Origin of the sequence: Ponticoccus litoralis, assembly GCF_039769985.1 — a bacterium.
In the GTDB taxonomy this organism is placed as follows: Bacteria; Pseudomonadota; Alphaproteobacteria; order Rhodobacterales; family Rhodobacteraceae; genus Ponticoccus; species Ponticoccus litoralis.
In genome coordinates this window covers 2,125,629-2,148,943 of the sequence record NZ_JBDNCH010000002.1, presented here as the reverse complement: position 1 = coordinate 2,148,943, position 23,315 = coordinate 2,125,629, and the positions used below count along the sequence as shown (strand labels likewise).

16 protein-coding genes, 1 tRNA gene and 9 pseudogenes are annotated in these 23,315 nt (G+C 68.3%); 10 read left to right on the top strand and 16 right to left on the bottom strand.

Going from position 1 to position 23,315, the window contains the following annotated elements; genetic code table 11:
- Positions 1 to 95: 95 nt before the first annotated feature.
- From ABFB10_RS11580 to ABFB10_RS11570, 3 genes and pseudogenes are all read left to right on the top strand, one after another.
- Positions 96 to 384 (top strand): annotated as a pseudogene (locus ABFB10_RS11580) (metalloregulator ArsR/SmtB family transcription factor).
- 141 nt (positions 385 to 525) lie between these two features.
- Positions 526 to 774 (top strand): annotated as a pseudogene (locus ABFB10_RS11575) (amidase family protein); the annotation flags it as partial.
- Positions 775 to 823: 49 nt separating this feature from the next.
- The gene (locus ABFB10_RS11570; protein WP_347166638.1) at positions 824 to 1,810 is read left to right on the top strand and encodes an amidase; all 987 of its coding nucleotides are present in this window, start codon (positions 824 to 826) and stop codon (positions 1,808 to 1,810) included.
- 212 nt (positions 1,811 to 2,022) lie between these two features.
- On the opposite strand, the pseudogene ABFB10_RS11565 reads toward ABFB10_RS11570, so the two are convergent.
- The 5 genes and pseudogenes from ABFB10_RS11565 to ABFB10_RS11545 all read right to left on the bottom strand — a co-directional run bounded on the left by ABFB10_RS11565 (position 2,023) and on the right by ABFB10_RS11545 (position 6,766).
- Positions 2,023 to 3,818 (bottom strand): annotated as a pseudogene (locus ABFB10_RS11565) (ABC transporter transmembrane domain-containing protein).
- Between the two features lie 314 nt (positions 3,819 to 4,132).
- A tRNA-Gly gene (locus ABFB10_RS11560) sits at positions 4,133 to 4,206 on the bottom strand.
- A 240-nt stretch (positions 4,207 to 4,446) separates the two neighbouring features.
- Entirely contained in the window at positions 4,447 to 5,109 is a 663-nt protein-coding gene (locus tag ABFB10_RS11555; protein WP_347166637.1) for an SOS response-associated peptidase, read from the bottom strand.
- Complete coding sequence (locus ABFB10_RS11550) at positions 5,109 to 6,305, bottom strand: class I SAM-dependent methyltransferase (RefSeq protein ID WP_347168001.1); 1,197 nt, start codon at positions 6,303 to 6,305, stop codon at positions 5,109 to 5,111. Before ABFB10_RS11550 ends, ABFB10_RS11555 begins: the two co-directional genes overlap by 1 nt.
- Positions 6,306 to 6,466: 161 nt before the next feature.
- Positions 6,467 to 6,766 (bottom strand): DnaJ family domain-containing protein, encoded by a 300-nt coding sequence (locus ABFB10_RS11545; protein WP_347166636.1) that lies wholly within the window; start codon positions 6,764 to 6,766, stop codon positions 6,467 to 6,469.
- Positions 6,767 to 6,900: 134 nt separating this feature from the next.
- On the opposite strand from ABFB10_RS11545, the gene ABFB10_RS11540 reads away from it, so the two are divergent.
- Positions 6,901 to 8,796, top strand: coding sequence for an acyl-CoA synthetase (locus ABFB10_RS11540; protein WP_347166635.1), 1,896 nt, complete (start codon positions 6,901 to 6,903; stop codon positions 8,794 to 8,796).
- Positions 8,797 to 9,241: 445 nt separating this feature from the next.
- Here ABFB10_RS11540 and ABFB10_RS11535 read toward each other — a convergent pair.
- Positions 9,242 to 10,798: pseudogene (locus ABFB10_RS11535) on the bottom strand (bifunctional metallophosphatase/5'-nucleotidase).
- 481 nt (positions 10,799 to 11,279) lie between these two features.
- Here ABFB10_RS11535 and ABFB10_RS11530 point away from each other — a divergent pair.
- The 3 genes and pseudogenes from ABFB10_RS11530 to arsC all read left to right on the top strand — a co-directional run bounded on the left by ABFB10_RS11530 (position 11,280) and on the right by arsC (position 13,007).
- A pseudogene (locus ABFB10_RS11530) lies at positions 11,280 to 11,617 on the top strand (DUF952 domain-containing protein).
- Entirely contained in the window at positions 11,614 to 12,672 is a 1,059-nt protein-coding gene (locus ABFB10_RS11525; protein WP_347166634.1) for a quinone-dependent dihydroorotate dehydrogenase, read from the top strand. The pseudogene ABFB10_RS11530 and the gene ABFB10_RS11525 overlap by 4 nt, the downstream one beginning before the upstream one ends.
- Positions 12,663 to 13,007: an arsenate reductase (glutaredoxin) gene (gene arsC / locus ABFB10_RS11520; protein WP_347166633.1), complete on the top strand. Its 345-nt coding sequence runs from the start codon at positions 12,663 to 12,665 to the stop codon at positions 13,005 to 13,007. Before ABFB10_RS11525 ends, arsC begins: the two co-directional genes overlap by 10 nt.
- Positions 13,008 to 13,151: 144 nt before the next feature.
- Here arsC and ABFB10_RS11515 read toward each other — a convergent pair.
- The 3 genes and pseudogenes from ABFB10_RS11515 to ihfB all read right to left on the bottom strand — a co-directional run bounded on the left by ABFB10_RS11515 (position 13,152) and on the right by ihfB (position 14,610).
- Positions 13,152 to 13,809, bottom strand: a pseudogene (locus ABFB10_RS11515) (phosphoribosylanthranilate isomerase).
- A 156-nt stretch (positions 13,810 to 13,965) separates the two neighbouring features.
- Positions 13,966 to 14,325, bottom strand: coding sequence for a lipopolysaccharide assembly protein LapA domain-containing protein (locus ABFB10_RS11510; RefSeq protein ID WP_347166632.1), 360 nt, complete (start codon positions 14,323 to 14,325; stop codon positions 13,966 to 13,968).
- 3 nt (positions 14,326 to 14,328) lie between these two features.
- A complete protein-coding gene (gene ihfB / locus ABFB10_RS11505) occupies positions 14,329 to 14,610 on the bottom strand; it encodes an integration host factor subunit beta (RefSeq protein WP_347166630.1) in 282 nt (93 codons plus the stop codon).
- Between the two features lie 330 nt (positions 14,611 to 14,940).
- Between ihfB and ABFB10_RS11500 the strand changes: the two genes are divergently transcribed.
- On the top strand, positions 14,941 to 15,636 hold the full coding sequence (locus ABFB10_RS11500; protein WP_347166629.1) for a ZinT family metal-binding protein: 696 nt from the start codon (positions 14,941 to 14,943) through the stop codon (positions 15,634 to 15,636).
- Positions 15,637 to 15,931: 295 nt separating this feature from the next.
- On the opposite strand, the gene ABFB10_RS11495 is transcribed toward ABFB10_RS11500, so the two are convergent.
- Positions 15,932 to 16,252 carry a hypothetical protein gene (locus tag ABFB10_RS11495; protein ID WP_347166628.1) on the bottom strand — a complete coding sequence of 107 codons (321 nt, stop codon included), beginning with the start codon at positions 16,250 to 16,252 and terminating at the stop codon, positions 15,932 to 15,934.
- Positions 16,253 to 16,439: 187 nt separating this feature from the next.
- Positions 16,440 to 18,118: pseudogene (gene rpsA / locus ABFB10_RS11490) on the bottom strand (30S ribosomal protein S1).
- A gap of 552 nt (positions 18,119 to 18,670) precedes the next feature.
- Here rpsA and ABFB10_RS11485 point away from each other — a divergent pair.
- Positions 18,671 to 18,886 carry a hypothetical protein gene (locus ABFB10_RS11485; protein ID WP_347166627.1) on the top strand — a complete coding sequence of 72 codons (216 nt, stop codon included), beginning with the start codon at positions 18,671 to 18,673 and terminating at the stop codon, positions 18,884 to 18,886.
- Positions 18,887 to 18,915: 29 nt separating this feature from the next.
- Here ABFB10_RS11485 and ruvB read toward each other — a convergent pair.
- The 3 genes and pseudogenes from ruvB to ruvC form a co-directional block, all read right to left on the bottom strand.
- Positions 18,916 to 19,942, bottom strand: a pseudogene (gene ruvB / locus ABFB10_RS11480) (Holliday junction branch migration DNA helicase RuvB).
- 90 nt (positions 19,943 to 20,032) lie between these two features.
- Positions 20,033 to 20,699: pseudogene (ruvA, locus tag ABFB10_RS11475) on the bottom strand (Holliday junction branch migration protein RuvA).
- Positions 20,696 to 21,184: a crossover junction endodeoxyribonuclease RuvC gene (gene ruvC / locus ABFB10_RS11470; protein WP_347166626.1), complete on the bottom strand. Its 489-nt coding sequence runs from the start codon at positions 21,182 to 21,184 to the stop codon at positions 20,696 to 20,698. Before ruvC ends, ruvA begins: the two are co-directional and overlap by 4 nt.
- A 313-nt stretch (positions 21,185 to 21,497) precedes the next feature.
- On the opposite strand from ruvC, the gene ABFB10_RS11465 reads away from it, so the two are divergent.
- On the top strand, positions 21,498 to 21,749 hold the full coding sequence (locus ABFB10_RS11465) for a DUF1127 domain-containing protein (protein ID WP_347166624.1): 252 nt from the start codon (positions 21,498 to 21,500) through the stop codon (positions 21,747 to 21,749).
- A gap of 141 nt (positions 21,750 to 21,890) precedes the next feature.
- Here ABFB10_RS11465 and ABFB10_RS11460 read toward each other — a convergent pair whose 3' ends face one another.
- On the bottom strand, positions 21,891 to 22,235 hold the full coding sequence (locus tag ABFB10_RS11460; protein WP_347166623.1) for a hypothetical protein: 345 nt from the start codon (positions 22,233 to 22,235) through the stop codon (positions 21,891 to 21,893).
- 115 nt (positions 22,236 to 22,350) lie between these two features.
- A complete protein-coding gene (locus tag ABFB10_RS11455; protein ID WP_347166622.1) occupies positions 22,351 to 23,223 on the bottom strand; it encodes a 50S ribosomal protein L11 methyltransferase in 873 nt (290 codons plus the stop codon).
- Between the last annotated feature and the right edge of the window lie 92 nt (positions 23,224 to 23,315).

Below are 23,315 nucleotides of genomic sequence, written 5' to 3'. Positions count from 1 at the left end.
CCTTGCCGGAAGGATGGTCTATGATCCTGCCGACACTCGATCGACCCCCCGAGACCGACATGACGACGATCAAGCCACCCGCCCCACCGCAACAGATGGAGGCGAACGCCCGAGAGGCGGCGACCTACCTCAAGACCACTGGCCCACGAGGGCCGGCTGATGATCCTGTGCCACCTCGGCAGCGAGGAGAAATCGGTGGGCGAGCTCGAGTCTCTGCTCGGGATCCGGCAGGCGGCGGTCAGCCAGATGCTGGCCCGCCTGCGGGAAGAGGGGCTGGTCACCACCCGGCGCGAGGGCAAGACCATCTGGTACAGGCTCGCGGACGACCGCACCAACCAGGTGATCGGCCTGCTGTACAAGCTGTTCTGCGCCAATGACCACTAGGCCCCCTTTACCGGACCCGACCTCTGCAGCCTGACGGCGCGCGAGGCCATCGCCCTGCTGAAGGCCCGCAAGGTCTCGGCAAACGAACTGGTCGAGGCCGCCCTGTCGCGCGTCGCGCAGACCGCCCCCGCGATCAACGCCATGGTCACCCCCTGCCCCGACCGGGCTGGCGCGGCGGCGGCGCAGGCCGATGGCGACACGCTGCTGGCGGGCCTGCCCGTCGGGATCAAGGATCTGACCCCGGTGGCCGGGGTGCGCACGACACGGGGCACGCCGGGTCTGGCCGATTTCGTGCCCGAAACCTCGGACCCGCTGGTGCTGCGGCTGGAACAGCGCGGCGCGGTGGTGCTGGGCAAGACCAACACGCCGGAAATGGCCGCAGGCGCCAATACCTTCAACCCGGTCTTCGAGCCGCACCCGCAACCCGTGGGACACCCGCATGAACCCGGGCGGCTCTTCGGGCGGTGCCGCCGCCGGGCTGGCCGCGGGCGAGACATGGCTCAGCCACGGCTCGGACCTCGGCGGTTCGCTGCGCACCCCCGCCAGCTTCTGCGGCGTGGTCGGCCTGCGGCCCTCGCCCGGCATCGCCGGAGCCTCGGGCGGGCACGATGGCTTCAGCCCCTTCGGTGTCGAAGGGCCGATGGCCCGCACGGTGGCCGACGTGGCGCTGTTCCTCGACGCCATGGCGGGCTGGGATCCGCGCTGGCCGATCTCTTTCCCGCCGCCCGCAACCGCTTACCTCGACACCTGCCTCGCGGACCCCGGCCCGCTGCGCATCGCCTTCGCCCCCGATCTCGGCGGGCTCGCCCCGGTCGAGCCCGAGGTGGCGCAGGCGCTCGCCGGCGCGCTGGCGCGGCTGGCCTCTCCGCAGGTCGGCGTGGAAGAGATCCACCCGGACCTGCCGGGCATCGAGACATGCTTCCGCACCCACCGGGCGCTTGCCATGTGGGCGGGCTATCGACAGACGCCCAAGCGCATCAGCGACCAGTACAAGCCCACCCTGCGCGATAACATCCTGCAGGGCGGCACATTGGGCGTGGACGCCATTGCCGAGGCCATGACCACCCGCTCGCGGCTGTACGACCGCATGCGCGCCCTGTTCGAAACCTGCGATGTGCTGGCCTGCCCGGTCAACGGCATCGGCCCCCTGAAGGCGGAAATCGAGTTCCCGCCCGCAGTCGCAGGCGTGGCCTCCACCGATTACCTCGACTGGCTGCGCTTTGCCTTCCTCGCCACGCTCTGCGGCCTGCCCGCGCTCTCGCTGCCCATCGGCCATCTGCCGAACGGCCTGCCCGTCGGCCTGCAACTGATCGGCAAGCCGCGCGGCGAGGCCCGGCTTCTGCAGATCGCCCGCCATCTCGAAGAGCGGCTTGGCCTACCGTCGCGGCCCATTGACCCGGTTGTCCGGCACGGTCCCGAGGCTTAGGCCCCCCTGCGCGTGAACGGGTCGGCCTAGCCACACTGCGGGCCGCCCGAAGCGGTCCCGAACACAGCGCCGTTCCCGTTGCCGAGGGGGGCCGTGACAGGCTGAACGCCCCACCCCGGTGGGAAACCCGCCGCCTGCCTCAGGCGCCGCAAATTCCTTCGAAGGAATTTAAAAATCCCGTCCACGGGATTTCCACCGCCCGCGGCACGCGCCTATTCGGCCGCCACCCCATCGGTGAATTGCAGCCGGGCGAGGCGCGCATAAAGACCGCCCTCCGCGACCAGCGCATCATGGGATCCGGTGGCGACGATCCGCCCCTGATCCATGACCACGATCCGGTCCGCCTTCTTCACCGTCGCGAGACGGTGCGCCACGATCACCGTGGTCCGGCCCTCGGCCAGCCTGTCGACGGCGGCCTGCACCGCGCGCTCGCTCTCGGCGTCCAGCGCGCTTGTCGCCTCGTCCAGCAGCAGCACCGGCGCGTCGCGCAGGATCGCGCGGGCAATGGCCACGCGCTGCTTCTGCCCGCCCGACAGCATCACGCCGCGCTCGCCCAGCCATGTGTCGTAGCCCTGCGGCAGCGCCGTCAGGAAGTCATGCGCCGCCGCCGCCCGGGCCGCCGCCTCGACCTCTTCCTCCGAGGCATCGGGGCGCCCGAAGCGGATATTGTCCCGCGCCGAGGCGGCGAAGATCACCGGGTCCTGCGGCACCAGCGCCATATGCGCGCGGAAGGCGTCGCGGTCCATCGCGTCCAGCGCCACGCCATCCAGCGCGATCCGCCCCGCCGCCGGGTCGTAGAAGCGTTGCAGAAGCTGCACCACCGTCGTCTTGCCCGCCCCCGAGGGGCCGACCAGCGCCACCGTCTCCCCCGGCGCGATGCGCAGGGTGACCCCTTCCAGCGCCGAGACATCGGGCCGCGTCGGGTAAGAGAAGCGCACGTCCTCGAAGGTGATCTCTCCGCGCACCGGCTGCGGCACGGCAACCGGCGACACAGGATCGCGCACGCTGTCCTCGACATGCAGCAGTTCGACCAGCCGTTCGGTTGCGCCGGCGGCGCGCTGAAGCTCTCCGAAGACCTCGGACAGGGCGCCCACGGCCCCCGCCACCATGACCGAGTAGATCACGAACTGGATCAGCGTGCCCGCCGTCAGACCGCCCGCGCGCACATCCCGGCCCCGACCCAGAGCACGCCGACGATGCCGGTGAACACGAGGAAGATGACGATCATCGTCATCGCCGCGCGGGTCCAGATGCGGCGCCGGGCGGCGTCGAAGCTTTTCTCGGTCACCTCGGAGAAGGCCGCCCGCGACAGCGCCTCGTGGGTATAGGCCTGCACGGTCTGCACGCTTGTCAGCGCCTCGGACGCATTGCCCGAGGAGGCGGCGATCCAGTCCTGGTTCTCGCGGCTCAGCACCCGCAGGCGGCGGCCCAGCGTCAGGATCGGCACGATCACCACCGGCACGATCAGCAGCACCAGCCCGGTCAGCTTGGGCGAGGTGAAGAGCATCAGCACCAGCCCGCCCGAGAACAGCAGGATATTGCGCAGCGCGATCGAGATCGACGAGCCGATGACCGAAAGGATCAGCGTGGTGTCGGTGGTGATGCGGCTCAGGACCTCGCCGGTCATGGTGCGTTCGTAGAAGGCGGGCGACAGGCCGATGACCTTGTCGAAGACCGCCTTGCGGATGTCTGCCACCACCCGCTCGCCCAGCCGCGTGACCAGCGCGTAGCGCAGCGCCGTGCCCAGTGCCAGCAGCGCGGCAATGGCCAGCGCCGCGCCGAAATACTTGTCCAGCAGCGCCCCGTCGGCATTGTTGAAATTGTCGACCACGCGGCGCACGGCCATCGGCAGGATCAGCGAGACGCTTGCCGTCAGCACCAGCGCGGCAACCGCCGCCAGCATGAGCAAGCGATAGGGGCGCAGGAAGGGCCAGAGCGCCCGCAGCGATCCAAGCCGCTTCGACTTCTCGCGTTCTTCCGCCTCGACCGACAGTCCGCCGCGCGCCATGGCGCCCCCCTTCGTTCCGCTTGTGCCCGACGGGTTTTGCCCGCCCATCCCCGAAGGTCAAGGTCTGCATTGACGCGGGCACGGGGGCGGGCGGCAGCGCTGGCCCCGCCCCGGCCCGGACGCGCCGGGGGACGGCCCCGGCCCGGCGGTGCTGATGTCCGAGGGCGTCAAGGCGCGGGGGCGCGACGCCGGGCAACGCCCCGGGATCGCCTGCACGGGCCTCAGGGTATCACCGCACTGCCGTCACCGCGGCAAAACCGCGGCGTCCCGCCTTCGGGCGCGGCTTTTCAGGGGATCTGTCGGAAGGGCGATCCTGGAGCGGGCGACGGGAATCGAACCCGTATCTCTTGCTTGGAAGGCAAGGGTCTTACCATTACACAACGCCCGCTCGATCACGTCGCGTGTTAGGGCATGTGGTTTTGAGGGTCAAGGCTGATCTCGCGGCGGCCCTGCCAAGGCCCTGCGCCATGCGGGTCGGCCTGTCCGCGCAACCGGGCGGTGCGGCCTTCAGGGCAGGGCATCCGGAAAGGACCGGCACCGCCCCCCTGCCCCGGCTCGCCCCTGCGCCGCCCTGCCGGACCGCGACCGGGCGGAGGCAGCGCAGGTCTCTGCCCGGGGGCCGGCGGGATCAGTCCTCGAAGGGCTCGATCAGCTCGGGCCCGCTGGCCCGGTTCGAATTCACCGCCCGCGACACCCGGTGCATGGTCAGCGCCCCCTCGGGGGCGGGCTGCATCAGCGTCGCGGCGCCGGTGCCCTGCTCTCCCAGCCATTTGCCCCAGTCGTCCGGCGCAAGGATCACCGGCATCCGGTGGTGGATCGCCGCCATCTGGTCATTGGCGGCGGTGGTGACGATGGCGCAGCTGCGATACCGCTCTTCGCCCTGCTCCCAGTCCTGCCAGACCCCGGCAAGGACCAGCACCGCGCCCTCGACCGGGGCGATGTACCAGGGCAGGCGGTTGCCCTCGGCGTCCTTGGTCCATTCGTAGAAGCCCGTGACCGGGATCAGGCAGCGCCGTGCGCGACAGGCCTCCCGGAAGGCGGGCTTCTCGGCGATGGTCTCGGCGCGCGCGTTGATCAGAAGCGGCCCGTCATTGGTCGCCTTGTACCAATGCGGCAGGAACCCCCAGCGCATCGGGACCAGCCGCCGCCCCGCCCCGGCCATGACGACAGCGATGTCGTTGGTCGGACAGACATTGTGGTTCGGAACCGGCGGCAGATCGTTGGCGGGCGCGGCGTTGAACAGCTGCGCCATGGCATCGGGCGGCAGCGTCACCGCGAACCGCCCGCACATCAGCGCGGCAATCCCAGCGAGGAATAATGCAGGATGCCATGCGCGATGAACTCCCGCGCCAGCTTGGGCCAGACCATGTTGAACCGCAGGGGGTCCATCCCGGCGACCACGGCGATCTCCCCCAGCGAACGGCGGCTGTCGATGGCCGCCACCAGCGGCGCCGTCTCGCGCGGCAGCTTCAGCTGCACCTTCTGCTCGACGATGGTCAGCGGCAGCACGCGGCCCTGCGCCACCATCTTCGCCAGCGGGCGCATGTCGCGGATGGCGATGCGCGGCACCAGATGCGATTCGCCGCCCGGCAGGGGCCGGTCCTCATCGTCCGGCACGAGGTAGCCGAAATGCTTCTTCATCGTCCCGCGCAGCTTCTCGGCCGTGGCCATGGCGGTCACGTCGTCCATGCCCGCAGGCCGCGACACGATCCGCGACAGGTCATACTGGGCGGGCACGCAGAAGCTCTGCAGCCGCCAGCCCGAGGCGGCGCAGGTCTCGAAGACCTTCGCCACGTCGAAGGGCGTGTCCTGCCCGTGCAGAAGCAGGTCGTAAAACCCCGCGTCCGAGACCCGGTGATCGTTGACGTTCAGGTTGGCCCGGAAGGGATGGCCCTCGGGCAGGCCCTTCACGATCTCCTTCGCCCGATGCAGCCGCACCTGCGGGTCCAGCCCCTCGAAAAGCGCGGCAAAGGCCTGTTGCAGGGGATAGACCCCGGAGCGTCCATAAGGCGCATAGACCATGAAGCCCATGCCGCCCCCCGGCGCCACGGCGGCGCGCAGCGCGGCGAAGCCGGCGGTCGGATCGGGCAGATGGTGCAGCACCCCGCAGCAATCGATATAGTCGAAGGGGCCATGGTCGGCGGCATCCAGCAGGCTGCCGGTGACGAAGGTGATGCCGGTCAGCCCGCGCGCCTCGGCCCGCGCCTCGGCAATCGCGCGCGAGGCCTTGGAGAGGTCGATATAGGTGATCTCGTAGGGCGCCCCCGCGCTGGTCATGACCTGCGCCAGCTGGATCAGCGCGTCCCCGGTGCCGCCCCCGGCCACCAGCACGCGCAGCGGCTGCGTCCAGTCGCGCTGCCCGCGCCACAGCCAGTGATCCATCTCGAAGGGATGCGAGGGCGACCCCATGACCAGCCGCTTCGCCTCATCCGCCGGGTCGCGGTCGGGATAGGGATAGGCTTCGTATTGTTCCTTGACCGAGACCATGCGCACTCCCTCTCTTGCACCGCGCCCATTTGCCCCCGATTGCCGCCGGGGCACAAGGCCCTGCCCCCCCTGCGCTCCCCCGTCTTCTTCTGTCCGCAAATATCCCGGGGGGCTGCGCAGCAGCGGGGGCAGCGCCCCCTCCCCGGCTGCCGCACCGCGGCTCAGCGCCGCTTCGCGATCTCGATGCGGGCCTCCAGCAGTGACATCTCGGTGATCAGGCGGCGCCGCTCGGTCCGGTCGGACGCCTCTCGCAGCTCGGCGCGCAGCCGCGCCAGTTCGCGCGACAGCGACACCACCTCGGGCACCGCGCCGTTCTCCGCCATGATCCGGTGCAGGACCGCGTTCTCCGGATCGTCGCAGGGCGGCAGCGGCCTGCCCGCCCCGGGCAGGTTGTCGAAGGCGCCCTCGGCCTCGGCGGCGGCGATCCTCGCGGAAATCAGGTCGATCAGCGGATGGTCCATGCGCAGGCATCCTGCCACGCCCGCCCGCCCGCCGCAACGCTGCGTCAGGACACCCTGCCGCGGCATCGCCTGCCCTTGCGCAGGGGGCCGATCAACCGCACACTGCGACAAAAACACGGGGAGGAGATCTGGCCATGTCTTACGCGGGAATGGATGACCGCAATGCCATAGAAGCGGAAATGCCGTGGGAAAACCGCGACATGCCAAAGACGCTCTGGGGCCAGCTGACCCGTGTCTCGGATCGCTTTCCGCAACGGCCCGCGGTCAGTTACCAGTTGCTGTCGGGACCGACCGACAAGGCCGAAACCATGACATGGGCCACGCTTCGGGACCGCACCGCGCAGGCGGCCAACCTGTTCCGCAGCCTCGGCATCGGCGAAGAGGACGTGGTGGCCTTCGTGCTGCCCAACTGCAACGAGACGGCCACCACGCTGCTGGGCGGGATGGTCGCGGGCATCGTCAACCCGATCAACCCCCTGCTGGAGCCGGAACAGATCGCCGCCATCCTGCGCGAGACCAGCGCCAAGGTCGTCGTCACGCTGAAGCCCTTCCCGAAGACCGACGTGCCGCAGAAGGTCCACGAGGCGGTGCGCCACGCGCCCGGCGTGCAGACCGTGCTGCAGGTCGACCTGAACCGCTATCTCACCCCGCCCAAAAGCTGGATCGTGCCGCTGGTCCGGCCCGGGCTGGAGGGCGCGCGTCACGCCGATTACCTCGACTTCAACCGCGAGGCCGCCCGGCAGTCGAAGACGCTCGACTTCGCCGACAGCGCCGGCGACCGCGTCGCCGCCTATTTCCACACCGGCGGCACCACCGGCATGCCCAAGGTCGCGCAGCACCTCTATTCGGGGATGCTGTACAACGGCTGGCTGGGCGCCACGCTGCTGTTCTCGGAAGAGGACAGCGTGATGTGCCCGCTGCCGCTGTTCCATGTCTTCGCCTGCCACGTGATCCTGATGGCAATGCTCTGTTCCGGCGCGCATGTGGTCTTCCCGACGCCCGCCGGCTATCGCGGAGAGGGCGTCTTCGACAACTTCTGGAAGCTCTGCGAGCGCTGGAAGACGACCTTCGTCATCACCGTGCCCACCGCCGTCTCGGCGCTGATGCAGCGCAAGGTCGATGCGGATATCTCTTCGGTGAGGACGGCGTTCTCTGGCTCTGCCCCGATGCCGCTGGAGCTGTTCAAGCGCTTCGAATCCTCCTGCGGGGTGACCATCTGCGAAGGCTACGGCCTGACCGAAGCCACCTGCCTTGTGGCGGTGAACCCGCCCGACGGGGTGAAGAAGGTCGGCTCCGTCGGCATTCCCCTGCCGCATACGGACGTGAAGATCCTGAAGCTGGCGGGTGGCGCGCCGGTCGAATGCGGCACCGACGAGATCGGCGAGATCTGCGTGTCGAACCCCGGCGTCTATCCCGGCAGGACCTATACCGAGGTCGCCAAGAACGCCGAGCTCTTCCATTTCGACAAATACCTGCGCACCGGTGACCTCGGGCGGATCGACGCGGACGGCTATCTCTGGATCACCGGGCGCGCCAAGGACCTGATCATCCGGGGCGGCCACAATATCGACCCCGCCGAGATCGAGGAGGCGCTGCTGGCCCACCCCGCCGTCGCCTTTGCCGGCGCCATCGGCCAGCCGGACGCGCATTCCGGCGAATTGCCCTGCGCCTATGTGGAGCTGGTGGAGGGCGCCGAGGTCACGGAGGCAGAGCTTCTGGAGCATGCGAAGGTGCATGTCCACGAGCGGGCGGCGCATCCCAAGCACCTGACGATCCTGCCGGAACTGCCCAAGACGGCGGTCGGCAAGATCTTCAAGCCCGACCTGCGCAAGCTGGCGATCACGCGTATCTACAACGGCGCGCTGGAAAAGACGGGCTGTGCGGCGCGGGTGGTTTCGGTGATCGACGACAAGACCCGTGGTCTGGTGGCGCAGGTCGAGGCCAATGGCGCGACCGAGGCCGAGGTCGGCAAGGTGCTGGGCGATTTCGTGCGGCCCTGGGAGTGGGCCGAAGAGAAGGCCGTGGCCTGAATTAACCTTTCGTTATGGGGTAAACCGGTAGGTTCAAAGCGCTTTACCGGTACGGTTTGCATAATTTCGTAAACGGCTCTGAAAAGCGCTTTGGGCGTCGCTCTGCCGCGGGTGCCGAGCCGCGCATCGCCGGGCCTCGGATCGGCGATCCAACGGCTGAGCCTCGCACTTTATCCCAGCCAAGTCCGTAGACCCTACGAACGGAGCACCATCATCGGACAAATCGCCGGGCCGGGGGAGGCCCGGCGATGCGCGGCGGCCTGCGGCCTTGAATCCGCACTGGGTCGGGGATCGCATCGCGCTGGTTTGGGCTGTCGGAAAGCAGGAGAGGCTTCCGAGATTCCGCTTCCGGACTCCGGGACAAATCGTCCACCACCGCCCCGTAGAAAAACGCCCCCGCAGCAGCCTGCGGGGGCGTTTCGAAATCAGCGTTTCAACGAAACGCCTACTCCATGATCTTGATGCGACCGTCCGTATAGGGCGTGTAGGGCGCATTCTCGGCGAGGTACTCCGCCGTCACATCGGCAAGGTCGGGGCCGAAGTCATAGGCATTCTCGGCCTGCACGAACATCGCGTAACCGTCGCCGCCGTTGCGCACATAGTTGTTGGAAACCGCACCGTACATCTTTTCGGGGTCGATGGGCGCGCCGCCCACCATGACCTCGGAGATCCGGCTGCCCGGCTCTGCCGAAGGATCGACGGTGAAGGTCAGGCCCGCCACCTGCGGGAAGCGGTACGCCGCCCTCTTCGATCTGGCTGACCCCGTTTTCCAGCGCCTCGACCACGGTCGCGCCGGTCACCTGGAAGGTCGACAGGGTGTTCTGGAACGGCAGCACCGTCAGGACCTCGCCCATGGTCACCTCGCCCGCGTCGATCGAGGCGCGCAGACCGCCGCTGTTGGCAATGGCGATCTCGACGCCCTGATCCTTGACGCGGTCCAGCATGGCATCGGCCACCGGGTTGCCCATCGAGCATTCCATCGCGCGGCAGACGTCGCGGTTGCCCTCGACGGCCTCGGAGGTCTCGGCCACGACCTCGTTGCGGATCTCGTCCAGCGGAGCCGCAGCCTCGCCGATGCGCGCCTTGACCGCCTCGTCCTCGGTCACCGAGGCATCCATCAGCAGCGGGCCGCCAGAGGCTTCGGTCACCACACCCTCGTCGTCGAAGGTCACGTTCAGCTCGCCCAGATACTTGCCGTAGGCGTAGGCCTGCACGATCTGCACCCCGTTCACCACGGTCGGATAGGCGCCCGCCGCACCGTCCATGGTCCCCAGAAGCGTGTTGGAGTGGCCCCCACGATCACATCGACGCCGGTGGTGTTCTGGGCCACGCGCTGGTCGACGCCATACCCCGAGTGCGACAGCACGATGATCTTGTTCACGCCCTGCTCGGTCAGCTTGTCGACCTCACCCTGCACCGCGTCCGAGGGATCGGTGAAGATGATGTTCGGACCGGGCGAGGCCAGTTCGTCGGTGTCCTGCGGGGTCAGGCCGATCAGCCCCAGCTTTTCGCCGCCCCGCTCGATCACCGTGGACTTCATCAGAACGTCGGCCAGCAGTTCCTCGCCCGAGACATCGGCGTTCGACATCAGCACCGGGAAATCGACGGCATCCATGAAACCGCGCAGCACCTCGGGGCCGTCGTCGAATTCGTGGTTGCCCACGGTCATCGCGTCGTAGCCCATCTGGTTCATCATCTCGGCGGCGAGCTTGCCCTTGTAGTAGGTGTAAAACAGCGTGCCCTGGAACTGGTCGCCGCCGTCCACGAGGATGTGGTTGTTGGTCCGCGCCTTGGCCTCGGAAATCGCGGTCATCAGGCGGGCCGAGCCGCCAAAGCACTCGCCCGCGTCGTTGTCCTCGGACGAACAGCCCGAGTCGTATTTCGAGATCGGCTCGAAGCGCGCGTGAAAGTCGTTGGTATGCAGGATGGTCAAGGAATAGTCGGCCTGTGCGGCTCCGGCCATCAGGGCCAGTGCGGCAGCGCCGGACATAAGACGGATCATGGGAACCTCTCCGTTGGGTTGTGTAATGTGAAACAGCAGACCCCGGTTGGACCAAAGAGTCAAAGGATGATGCGCGGTATCGCTGCGGCAGGTGACAGGGGCATGACCGCCCTGCCCCTTGGGGCGCCGGGGCGGCATCCCGCGCGCCCCTGCCGTCGGGAAGAAGGACCGCCGGAGGGTGGCCTGCGGTTCACCCCGGAGGGTGCCGCCCTCGACAACGGCCTGACCCCGACGGCCCCGGCGCTGCCACCACCTGCGGCGCGCGCCTCGGCGCTGGCCACCGTCGCGGTCGGACGCCCGGCCTCCTCGGCGCGCTTTGGGCACGGGTGGCGGATGGCGGCCCGGGCCTCGGGGTCCACGACGCGACAAGCGGCCCCACCGCCACGCCCCGCCCCTGCTGCCGGACGCCCACGGCACAGGGCCTGCGATCCGGCGCGACGGCCCGCTTGACCCCCGGCACGGTCCGGGCCAAAAGCGGGCCATGCTGATCTACAAGATTCTCCGGGCCGAGGAATGGGCCGCCCTGCGCTCTGACAAAGAGACCCCCGGCGCGCCCGTCGACGTCGCCGACGGCTTCATCCATTTCTCCACCGCCGAACAGGCGCGCGAAACGGCGGCCAAGCACTTCGCCGGGGCCGAGGGGCTGTTCCTCGCCGCGCTGGACAGCGACCGCCTGGGCGCCGCGCTGAAGTGGGAAGTCTCGCGCGGGGGGCGGAATTCCCGCATCTCTACGGGCCGCTCAGGCTGGAGGACGTGGTCTGGTGCAAGCCCCTGCCGCTGGAGGCGGGCGCCCACAGGTTCCCGGAGGGCTTCGCATGAAGATCGTCGAACAGGCCGGGCTGGCCTTCCTGCGCCGCATGGACCCGGAAACGGCCCATGGCCTCGCGATCCGCGCCTTGCAGATCGGCGCCGCCCCCGCGCCCGGGCTTGTGACCTCGGACCGGCTGCGCTGCGCGCTGGCGGGCCTGGCGCTGCCGAACCCCATCGGCCTGGCGGCGGGCTTCGACAAGAATGCAACCGCGCTTCAGGGCCTGTCGCGCGCGGGCTTCGGCTTTATCGAGGTCGGCGCCGCGACGCCGCGCCCGCAGCCCGGCAATCCGAAACCGCGCCTCTTCCGCCTGACCGAGGACCGCGCGGCGATCAACCGCTTCGGCTTCAACAACGACGGGATGGAGGCCATCGCCGGGCGCCTGATGACCCGTCCGCGCGACATGGTGCTGGGGCTGAACCTCGGCGCCAACAAGGACAGCGCCGACCGCGCCGCCGATTTCGCCCGGGTGCTGGAACGCTGCGGGCCCAATCTCGATTTCGCGACCGTCAACGTGAGCTCTCCGAACACCGAGAAGCTGCGCGACCTGCAGGGCCGCGAGGCGCTGGTGGCGCTGCTGGAGGGCGTCATGGCGGCCCGCGCCGGGCTGGAACGCCCGATTCCGGTCTTCCTGAAGATCGCCCCCGACCTCGACGAGGCCGGGCTGTCGGATGTGGCCGAAGTGGCGACAGAGACCGGCATTTCCGGCATCATCGCCACAAATACCACGCTGGCGCGCGACGGCCTGCACTCGGCCTTCGCCTCGGAAGCGGGCGGCCTGTCCGGCGCGCCGCTCTTCGAACGCTCGACCCGGGTGCTGGCGCGGCTGTCAGAGCTGACCGGCGGCACCCTGCCGCTGGTCGGCGTGGGCGGCGTCAGCTCGGCAGAGCAGGCCTATGCCAAGATCCGCGCCGGGGCCTCGGCGGTGCAACTCTACACCGCGCTGGTCTACGGCGGGCTGAGCCTCGTGCAGGAGATCGCGCAGGGCCTCGACGCGCTTCTGGCGCGGGACGGCTTTGCCTCGGTGGCGCAGGCGGTCGGAACAGGGCGGTCGGAATGGCTGTGATCCTCTGGCACAACCCGCGCTGCTCGAAATCGCGCGAGGCGCTGGCGCTGTTGCAGGCCCGCGGCGTCGCGGTGACCGAACGCCGCTACCTCGAGGACGTGCCCACCCTGGCAGAGCTGCGCGCGGCGCAGGCCCGGCTGGGGCTGACTGCGATGGAAATGATGCGGATCAAGGAACCGGCCTTCAAGGCGCGCGGCCTGTCCCCCGACAGCGACGAAGCGACGTTGCTGGCGGCCATGGCGGAAGAGCCGAAGCTGATCGAACGCCCCCTCGCCTTTGCCGAAAGGGGCGCCGTGATCGACCGCCCGCCAGAGCGCGTGCTCGACATCCTGTGACGCCCCGGACCCGGGTCCCCTGCGCGGCCCCCGACAGAGGACGTCTCCGCACCTCTGGTCCCACATAACCGGCGCCCGGATCCCGCGGCAGGCCCGCTGATGCCGCAATAATCCGCCCGCAGCCCCCGCAACCGGCAAGGCGGCTTACAGGCGCGGCACCGGCACGGCCTGCGCGGCCTTCACGAAAGCGCGGATCAGACCGTGGTCCTTGACGCCCCGCGCCACCTCCACCCCCGAAGAGACATCCACCTGCCGCGCCCCGGTCAGCTCGACGGCCCGCCCGACCACCTCGGGCGTCACCCCCCGCCAGCATCCAGGGCCGCGTCCAGCGCCGCCCGGCCAGCAACCGCCAGTCGAAGGCAAGCCCGTTGCCGCCGGGCAGATCGGCCCCCTTCGGCGGCTTGGCATCGACAAGGATCTGATCCGCGACGGCGGAATAGCGATCCAGCGCCGGAAGATCCCCCGCGCCACCGACCCCCACCGCCTTCATCACCGGCAGGCCGTAGCGCGCCCGCACCTCGGACACCCGCTCCGGCGTCTCGCGCCCGTGCAGCTGCAGCATGTCCAGCGGCACCGCTGCGCACAGCGCATCCAGCAGGGCGTCATCCGCATCGACGACCAGCGCCACCTTCGCCAGCCCGACCGGCGCCGCCTGCGCCAGGGCACGCGCCTCGGCGATCTCCAGATGCCGCGGGCTTTTCGGAAAGAATACGAAGCCGCCATAGGCCGCCCCGGCCTCTGCCGCCACCGCCACGTCGTCAGACGTCTTCAGGCCGCAGATCTTGACGCGCACATCCGCCATGCTGTCCCCTGCTTCTTTGGTCTCAAAATACCTCGGGGGAGCGCGCACGCGCGGGGGCAGAGCCCCCGACCCCCTTTCAACGCAAGCCCCCGTCAGCCCGCCCCGTCACACAGGACCATCGGGCGCAGGGCGGGGGGCACCCCACCCGCCGCAAGCTCAGCGCGACTGGTCCAGAATCGCCAGAACCTCGTCCTTGTCCTTGTCGCGCTCGGCCCGGGTCTTCTTCAGCTCGCGCTCCAGCTTGCGGACCTCGCTGCCCTTGCGGCTGGCTTCCGAGCGGTACTTGTATTCCCGCAGCCACTCGAAAAGCTCACCCAGCGCGAAGCCCAGCAGCAGCCCGCCCAGCACCACCGCGAAAAGCGGCAGCTGCACCGACACGCCAAGCCAGCCGATCTGGGGAATCGCGGCCAGACCCTCGGGCAGGGTGCTCAGCGTCACCGGCTCCAGGTTCGCCACGCAGACAACCGTCAGGACGATCAGGAGGATGGCGTAGATGGCATAGCGGATATAGCGCATGCGTCACTTTCCGTTCAGGCGGTCCCGAAGAAGCTTGCCGGTCTTGAAGAAGGGGACATGCTTTTCCTCGACCTCCACGGCCTCGCCGGTGCGAGGGTTGCGGTCGGTCCGGGCATCCCGCTTCTTGACCGAAAAGGCCCCGAAGCCCCGCAGCTCGACCCGGTCGCCCCGGGCCATGGCATTGGTGATTTCCTCGAAGATCGTGTTCACGATCCTCTCGACATCCCGCTGATACAGGTGCGGGTTCTCGTCCGCAATCTTCTGGATAAGTTCGGAGCGGATCATCTTGGCACATTCCCCCTGAGGCGGCGCGGGTTCTCCCGCAGCTTTGGCGAACTATACGCAGCGACATGCGAAACGGAAACAGTCATAAAGGGCGGAAAAGCAAGCTCTTGCAGCGGTTTGGGGCCTCGTCGCCCGCGATTGGCAGGGTTGACGCCCTCTGCGCCCGCAATCGGCACGCGCCGTAAAGCACCCGGGCGATGCCCTCGGGCAGGCGATTCGGGCGCGGGAGGGAGGGCCGGGCGGCCAGGCCGCGACGAATGCGACTTGCAGAGCGGGCCTTCTCGGGCTACCCAGTGCAATGTTATTTCATAACATACCGGAGAGACCGACATGACCCCCCACTTCACGCGATTGATGGCCGCTGCCGCCCTCGCCGCCCTGCCCCTGACGCTGATGGCAGAAACGACGGACAAGGCCCATGACCACGCCGGTCACGACCACGGCCACGATCACGGACACGACCATGGGCACGACCACGCGGACGAAGCCGCCGAGCGGGTTCACGCCGGCCAATTCGAGGATTCACAGGTCGCCCCGCGCGCCCTTTCCGACTGGGAGGGCGCCTGGCAGTCCGTGCTGCCCTACCTGCTGGACGGCACGCTCGACCCGGCGATGGCGAAGAAGGCCGAGTCCGGCGAGAAGACCGCCGAGGCCTACCGCGCGTACTACGAGGTCGGCTACGCAACCGAGGTCAACGCCATCGACATCGAAAACGACCGCGTGACCTTCTCCAGCCCGGAGGGCAGCTATGGCGCGGACTACGTCTCGGACGGATACGAGATCCTGACCTACGACAGCGGCAGCCGCGGCGTGCGCTACATCTTCCGCAAGGCCGGTGGCGACGCCGAGGCGCCGGGCTTCATCCAGTTCAGCGATCACCGCATCGCGCCCGAGAAGGTGTCGCACTACCACATCTATACCGGCGACGACCGGGCCGAAGTGCTCAAGGAACTGACCAACTGGCCGACCTACTATCCCGCAGATTGGAGCGGCGCGGACATTCTGCACGACCAGCTGGCCCACTGACCAGTCCCGGGCAGGGGCCGTCGAGGCCACTGCCCCCTTTGCGAGGGCCCGGGCCGCCGCCGGTGGCGCCGCATTCAGAGCGGCAAAGGACATGCGGTGCCGCGAGGCATCGATGCCGGTCCACCGCAGCCTCCGAAGCCCGGGCTGGCGCCCGATGCGGACCGGGGCCGGCGATCAGGGCGGGGCGCCAAAATCGGTCCCTGTCCGCATGCTGATAGAGTAGAACGCCCGCACGGGGCGGAGTGAAATCCCGTGGACGGGATTTGCAAATTCCTTCGAAGGAATTTGCCCCGCGCTACTGGCAGACCGCCGCGAATTCCGTGCGGCCCTGCTCATCCGTCTTGCCCGGCTTGAAGTAGATCATCCGCATCCCGGCCTCGTCGCAGGTCATGGCCGCGCGCTGCTGCACCTCGGCCGCCTGCCGGGCAGAGCCGTAGCGCCCGCGCAGCTGGTTCTGGCCCTTGACCGTAACCGCCTTCATGGTCAGCCCGGTGCCGCCGGCGGGCGCGCGCTCTTGCCGGTATTCGGTGCTGTCATCGGGAATGACGATCTGCTCCTGCGCCGCAAGGGGCGCCGCCAGACCGAGTGCCAGACCAAGTGCCAGAAATCTCGACATGATGTCCTCCCGCGAAATCCGCTCTGGAGGAAAGCAAAATCGGCAGGACTTGGCGAGAGGGAATCGCAGGTCCCCGCCTCCCGCCGCGGCGCGGGATGGCCAGCCTGCGCGGCACCGCACAGGGCGGGACCAAAGAAAAAGGCCCCCGCGCGGGGGCCTTTTCCGAGTTCCAGAGAAGCGGGGTCGCTTACTCGTCGCGCTTCAGAGCCGCGCCGAGGATGTCGCCCAGCGACGCACCGGAGTCGGAGGAGCCGAACTGTTCCACGGCCTCTTTCTCTTCGGCGATCTCGCGTGCCTTGATCGACAGGCCCAGACGGCGGGTCTTCATGTCGATGTTGGTGACGCGGACGTCGATCTTGTCGCCGACCGAGAAACGCTCGGGGCGCTGTTCGGCACGATCCCGCGACAGGTCGGAGCGGCGGATGAAGGACTTCATGCCTTCGTATTCCACCTCGATGCCGCCGTCCTCGATGGCCGTCACTTCGACGGTCACGATGGAACCGCGACGCACGCCGCCGGTCGCCTCGGCGAACTTGTCGCCGCCCAGAGCCTTGATCGAGAGCGAGATACGCTCTTTCTCGATGTCGGTCTCGGACACGACCGCCTGAACGATGTCGCCCTTGCGGTATTCCTCGGATCGCCTCTTCGCCACGCTGGTCCCAGCTGAGGTCGGAGAGGTGAACCATGCCGTCGATGTCGCCTTCGAGGCCGATGAACAGACCGAATTCGGTGATGTTCTTGACTTCGCCCTCGACCTGCGTGCCCTCGGGGTGGGTCTCGGAGAAGACTTCCCACGGGTTGCGCATGGTCTGCTTGAGGCCCAGCGACACGCGACGCTTGGTCGGGTCGATTTCCAGCACCATGACGTCGACTTCCTGCGAGGTCGACACGATCTTGCCGGGGTGCACGTTCTTCTTGGTCCAGGACATTTCCGAGACGTGAACGAGGCCTTCGACACCGGCTTCCAGCTCAACAAATGCGCCGTAATCGGTGATGTTGGTCACGCGGCCCTTGTGGACCGAGGCCAGCGGGTACTTGACCGCCACCAGATCCCACGGATCTTCCTGCAGCTGCTTCATGCCGAGGGAGATACGGTGGGTTTCCTTGTTGATCTTGATGACCTGGACCTTCACGGTCTCGCCAATCGACAGGATTTCGGAGGGGTGGTTCACACGGCGCCATGCCATGTCGGTCACGTGCAGCAGGCCGTCAACGCCGCCGAGGTCGACGAATGCGCCGTACTCGGTGATGTTCTTGACCACGCCGTCAACCGCGTCGCCTTCCTGCAGCTTGCCGATGACTTCGGCGCGCTGCTCGGCGCGGCTTTCTTCGAGGATCGCGCGGCGCGACACAACGATATTGCCACGGCGACGGTCCATCTTGAGGATCTGGAACGGCTGCTTGAGACCCATCAGCGGGCCGGCGTCGCGCACGGGGCGCACGTCAACCTGCGAACCGGGCAGGAAGGCCACGGCGCCGCCGAGGTCGACGGTGAAGCCACCCTTGACGCGGCTCGAAGATCGCGCCTTCGACGCGGGCGTCGTCGGCATAGGCCTTTTCCAGACGGTCCCAGGCTTCTTCGCGGCGGGCCATCTCGCGCGAGATGACGGCTTCGCCACGGGCGTTCTCCGCGGCGCGCAGGAAGACCTCGACCTCGTCACCGACGGAGATGTCGGCGTTCTCGCCCGGGTTTGCGAATTCCTTGAGATCGACGCGGCCTTCCATCTTGTAGCCGACGTCGATGATGGCCTGGCCCGCTTCGACGGCGATGACCTTGCCCTTGACCACCGAACCTTCGTCCGGCGTGTCCATTTCGAGGCTTTCATTAAGGAGGGCCTCGAATTCCTCCATGGTTGCGTTAGCCATGTGGCTCCATGTTCCTTTTCAACGGTTTTACTGGCCGGGCGGTTGTCTCCGCCGGTCTGGCTTGGTCACTGAAGGCGCCCACGATACGGGACAACACACAAAAACAAGAAGGGCCGGTGAAAACCCGACCCTGCCCGATCCCTGCTCGCGGCGTTTGCGCCTTGTCGACGGGCGCGCGTATACCGCAATACGCGGCTGCGATCAAGCCCGGCCATGTGATCGCCCCCCGACGCCCCGGCCCGACGCCACGCCACGCCACGCCACGCCACGCCACGCCACGCCACGCCACGCCACGCCACGCCACGCCACGCCATCGAGGTGGGGGCAGAGCATGGCGATGGCAAGCGGCGGCGGTGCGGATAGCGCATGCCCTTGCAATCGCGCCCGCCCTCCGCCCCTGTCCGCCCCTCACCGGGGGCGCCGCGCAGGGGCCGGTTTCGGGTCATTGGGGGACGCCTCCCCTTCACAGGCGGCGATTTCGCCCTATCTAATGTAAACACCCGTAACATTCGGCGCGCCCCTGGCCCGCCGCCAAGTCCGGAGCCTGCACAGATGAACTATGTCCTGGCCCTTTTCCTGCCGCCCCTGTCGATCCTTCTGACCGGGCGGCCCATCCTGTCGATCATCGTCTTCCTGATCTGGATCCCGGCGATCCTGCTCTCGGGCGGCCTGACGCACCCGATGTTCATCGCGCTGGCACGGGTGCTGATCTACCAGTCCGGAGAGGAACGCCGCACCCGCCGCATCGAACGCGCGGGCTATCGCTGAGTCGGGGGCGCCGGGCGCGCAACGGCGCGCTAGTCCCCGAACAACTGGCCCTGCCCCGGCGGCCTTGGCGCGGCCAGTCCAAGATGCGTCCAGGCCTTGGCCGCCAGCATCCGACCGCGCGGGGTGCGCTGGATCAGCCCCTGTTGCAGCAGGTAGGGCTCGACCACTTCCTCCAGCGCATCGCGGCTTTCCGAGAGCGCCGCCGACAGCGTCTCGATCCCCACCGGGCCGCCGCCGTAGTTCTCGGCGATCAGCCGCAGGTAACGCCGGTCCGCACCGTCCAGCCCCATGGAATCCACGCCCAGCCGAGTCAGCGCATTGTCGGCCAGCGCCTGCGTCACCAAACCTCCGCCCTCGACCACGGCAAAATCCACCACCCGCCGCAGCAGCCGCCCGGCGATCCGGGGCGTCCCGCGTGAGCGCCGCGCGATCTCCAGCGCACCGTCGCCCTGCATCTGCACGCCCAGCTTGGCCGCGTTGGTGTTCACGATGACCTCCAGCTCGGGCACCGTGTAGAAATTCAGCCGCGTCGGGATGCCGAAGCGGTCGCGCAGGGGCGTCGTCAGCAGGCCCAGCCGGGTCGTGGCCCCGACCAGCGTGAAGGGCTGCAACTCGATCCTGACCGTGCGCGCCGCCGGGCCTTCGCCGATCACGAGGTCCAGCTCATAATCCTCCATCGCCGGGTAAAGCACCTCTTCGACGGCGGCATTCATGCGGTGGATCTCGTCGATGAACAGCACGTCGCGGGCGTCGAGGTTGGTCAGGATCGCCGCAAGATCGCCCGCCTTGGCCAGCACCGGGCCCGAGGTCATGCGAAAGCCGACCCCCAGCTCGCGCGCCATGATCTGCGCCAGCGTCGTCTTGCCAAGGCCCGGCGGGCCGTGAAACAGCGTGTGGTCCATCGCCTCGCCGCGCTGCCGGGCGCTGTCGATGAAGACCCGCAGGTTGGCGCGCGCCTCGGCACTGGCCGACGAAGTCGGTCAGCATCTGCGGGCGCAGCGCGCGGTCGCGATCCTCGGGGATCGGTTCGGGCCTCAGTGTCGGGTCCGGTTCCATGGCCTTGCCTCACTCTGCGCGGCGCGGGTCTTTGGCCCGCTGTCCCCGTCTCACTTCGTAGGGTGGGTCCGCGACCCACCGTCCCCGCCGTCAGCCCTTCGGCGCCAAGAGCTTCAGCGCCGCGCAGAATCAGCGCCGCGGTGTCCGCCTCTGGCGCCTCGCCCGCCGCCTGTGCCACGGCGCCCGCCGCCTCGCCCGGGCCATAGCCCAGGTTGCCAAGCGCCGACAATGCCTCGGCCTGGGCCGAGGCCGAAGGCATCGGGGCGGGCGCGACAGGCGCGGCGGGCTCGATCACCGCATCTGCGTCCGGGGCCGCAGACGGCGCGGCGACGGCAGCGCCCGCCCCCATCGCCATGACCATCGGCGCCTTGTCCTTCAGCTCGTTCACCACCCGCTGGGCGGTCTTCGGGCCGATGCCCTTCGCCGCCTTGATGGCGGTCCAGTCGCCCAGTGCCAGCGCGCGGCTGACGCCGTCCGGCCCAAGCGCACCCAGCATCGCCAGCGCCGCCTTGGCGCCGACCCCCTGCACTGTCATCAGCAGGCGGAACCATTCCTTTTCCACCAGCGTCGGAAAGCCGTAGAGCTGCAACAGGTCCTCGCGCACCATCAGGTCGGTGAACAAGGCCGCCGCCTCGCCCGGCGCCAGCCCCGCCAGCACCCGGTCGGTGCAATAGACCACGTAGCCCACGCCGCGCACGTCGATCAGCGCGTGATCCTCGCCCTTGTAGACGACCTGCCCCGCGATGCGCCCGATCATGCCTTCACCCGCAGCGCCGTGCCGGCACCGTAGAAGGAATGGCAGATGGCGATGGCCAGCGCATCCGCCGCGTCGGCGCTGTCGAAACTGGCGCCCGGCAGCTGCATCTTCACCATGTGCTGGATCTGCGCCTTGTCCGCATGGCCCACACCCACAACCGTCTTCTTGACCTGATTGGGCGCGTACTCCCCGACCGCCAGGCCGAACTGCGCCGGCACCAGCAGCGCGATCGCCCGCGCCTGGCCCAGCTTCAGCGTCGCCACCGCGTCCTTGTTGACGAAGGTCTGTTCGACCGCCGCCGTATCCGGCGCGAGACGGGCGCAGACCTCGGACAGCTGCCGGTGCAGCGACAAGAGCCGCTGTGCCAGATCGCCCTTGGCGGTGCGGCAGGTGCCGTTCGCCAGATGCCTCAGCTTGCCGTTCTGCGACTCGATCAGCCCCCAGCCGAGGTTCCGCAGCCCCGGATCGATGCCCAGTATCCGCATCGCTGCCTCACTTTGTTGTTATTGCGCCACGACTAGCACGAAAGCAGAACAAACGCCAAGGCCAATGCGTGAAAGGTCAAAGGCGACGCTCCGTCACCCCTTCGCGACAGACCTTGTCCATTCGCGCCACTTCATGGTCCGCAAACGACATGTTTTCAGGCGGATTTCTGCCAGTTATAACAGCGGCTTAACCTCCTCCGACGGCATGACGGAACTGCATGGCGCCCATGCATTTTGCGCGCCTTGCCGGAGCAAATCGCCCAATCTATGTGCGCTTTGCAAACGAACGCCACCCCTGATGAAGGAGAGCCCCATGGCCTATTACTCTGATCGCCCCATTGCCAACGCGGGCTCTGCCGCTGGCATCGGCGGCCTGTTCAACGCCGCAGTGCGGACCTACGGGACCACCGAGCCCAAGCGCAGCCTGCTCGCCTCGGCCTTTGCCGCCTTTTCCGCCTGGAACGACCGGCGCCTGACCCGCAAGACGCTGATGGCGCTGTCGGATCGCGAGCTGGAAGACATCGGCCTGACCCGCGGCGACATCGAGACCATCGCCCGCCGCTGAGCGGGCAGCCAGACAGGGTCCGGTTCCGCCGAGTTCGTTGGCGGAACCGGACCCTTTTTCACGTCTGCCCCGCAGAAAAAGGCCGCATCGCCCGTGGGCAGGATGCGGCCTTCTCAACTGTCGCGGGCAAGGCTGTGCGGATCAGGCGAAAAGCGGTGCAACCAGCGCGGCAAGCGCCCGGGTGACCGGGTCGATCTGCATCAGCCAGGCACCGGCGCGCTCGTAGACAGAGCCCTCTGCCAGATGTGCCAGATGCAGGCTGTAGGCCTCGGCGCCGAGCCCGGTCAGCACCATCACCTTGAAGCCCATGAAGACAACCAGGGCAAAGCTCAGCAGGCGCAGGCCGATATCGCCCAGCTTGTCGTCGGGTTCCTGAACGATCAGGCCGTCGCTCTTCAGCCTGTTGCGATACCCGCGCGCCATGCGCAGGTGTTTCTTGCGCAGCGCCGCGTCACGCTTGCGGAAATTGGTAAGGGCGTCGCTCATGGCAGTCTCGTATGCTCCGGCCCCCACCGGATATGTCGAGAATTAGCCCCTGATTGTGGCGATACTTGGGCGACGCCCTCAATTTAACGCAGTTTCGACGCAAGCGCGCCTTGCATCAGGCCGGTTTCTGCAAGGTCAGCGTGACCCAGTCGCCGATCACGCGGCGGGTTTTCTCGTGGATGCCCTGGCTTGCATAGGCGGCCACGACCTCTTCGGCCTGCCGCGTCAGCAGACCCGAGAGAATGGCATAACCCCCGGCGGCAAGATACGCCGCCATGTCGGGGGCAAGATCGATCAGCGGCTGCTTGAGAATATTGGCGAAGACCAGGTCGTAGGGCGCCCGCTCCGCCAGCGCCGGCACGTCGAAGCCTGCCGCCTCGACACAGGTCACGCGCCCCTCCAGCCCGTTGGCCCGCACATTGGCCTCGGCCACCTCGACGGCAACCGCGTCGATATCCGAGGCGATGACCGAATCCGGCCAGATCCGCGCCGCCGCCATGGCCAGAACCGCCGTGCCGCAGCCGATATCCGCAACGCTGCGCCCGGTGAAGCCCTCTGCGGCCAGCGCGTCCAGCGATTCGAGGCAGCCCTGCGTGGTGCCATGGTGCCCGGTGCCGAAGGCCATGGCGGCCTCGATCAGCAGCGGCTCCGAGCCTTCGGGGATCTTGTCGGCGTCATGGCTGCCGTAGACGAAGAAGCGCCCCGCCACGACCGGGGTCAGCTCGCGCCGGACCTTGTCGACCCAGTCGGTGTCCGGCACTTCGGAGACCACGAAGGGCTTCGCGGCAAAGCCCGCCGCCAGCAGCGCCAGTTCCACGCCGTCCGGCTCTTCCAGAAAATAACCGCCGACTTCCCAGGTGCCGGAGCCGTCCTCGATCTCGAAGACACCGACGCCGGTGGGTTCCGGGTCCATGCCCTCCATCGCCTCGCCCAGGGCCTCGGCGGCGTCCTTGTCGGAAAGCTTGGTGAAAGCGGTGAAGGTGGGCATGGCGGAACTCCGTCTGGGGTTGGTCAGCGGGTAGGCGCAGCGGGGGCGAAGGTCAAGCGCTGCGAAGCCTGGCCCGAGGCCATGCGCCGCGC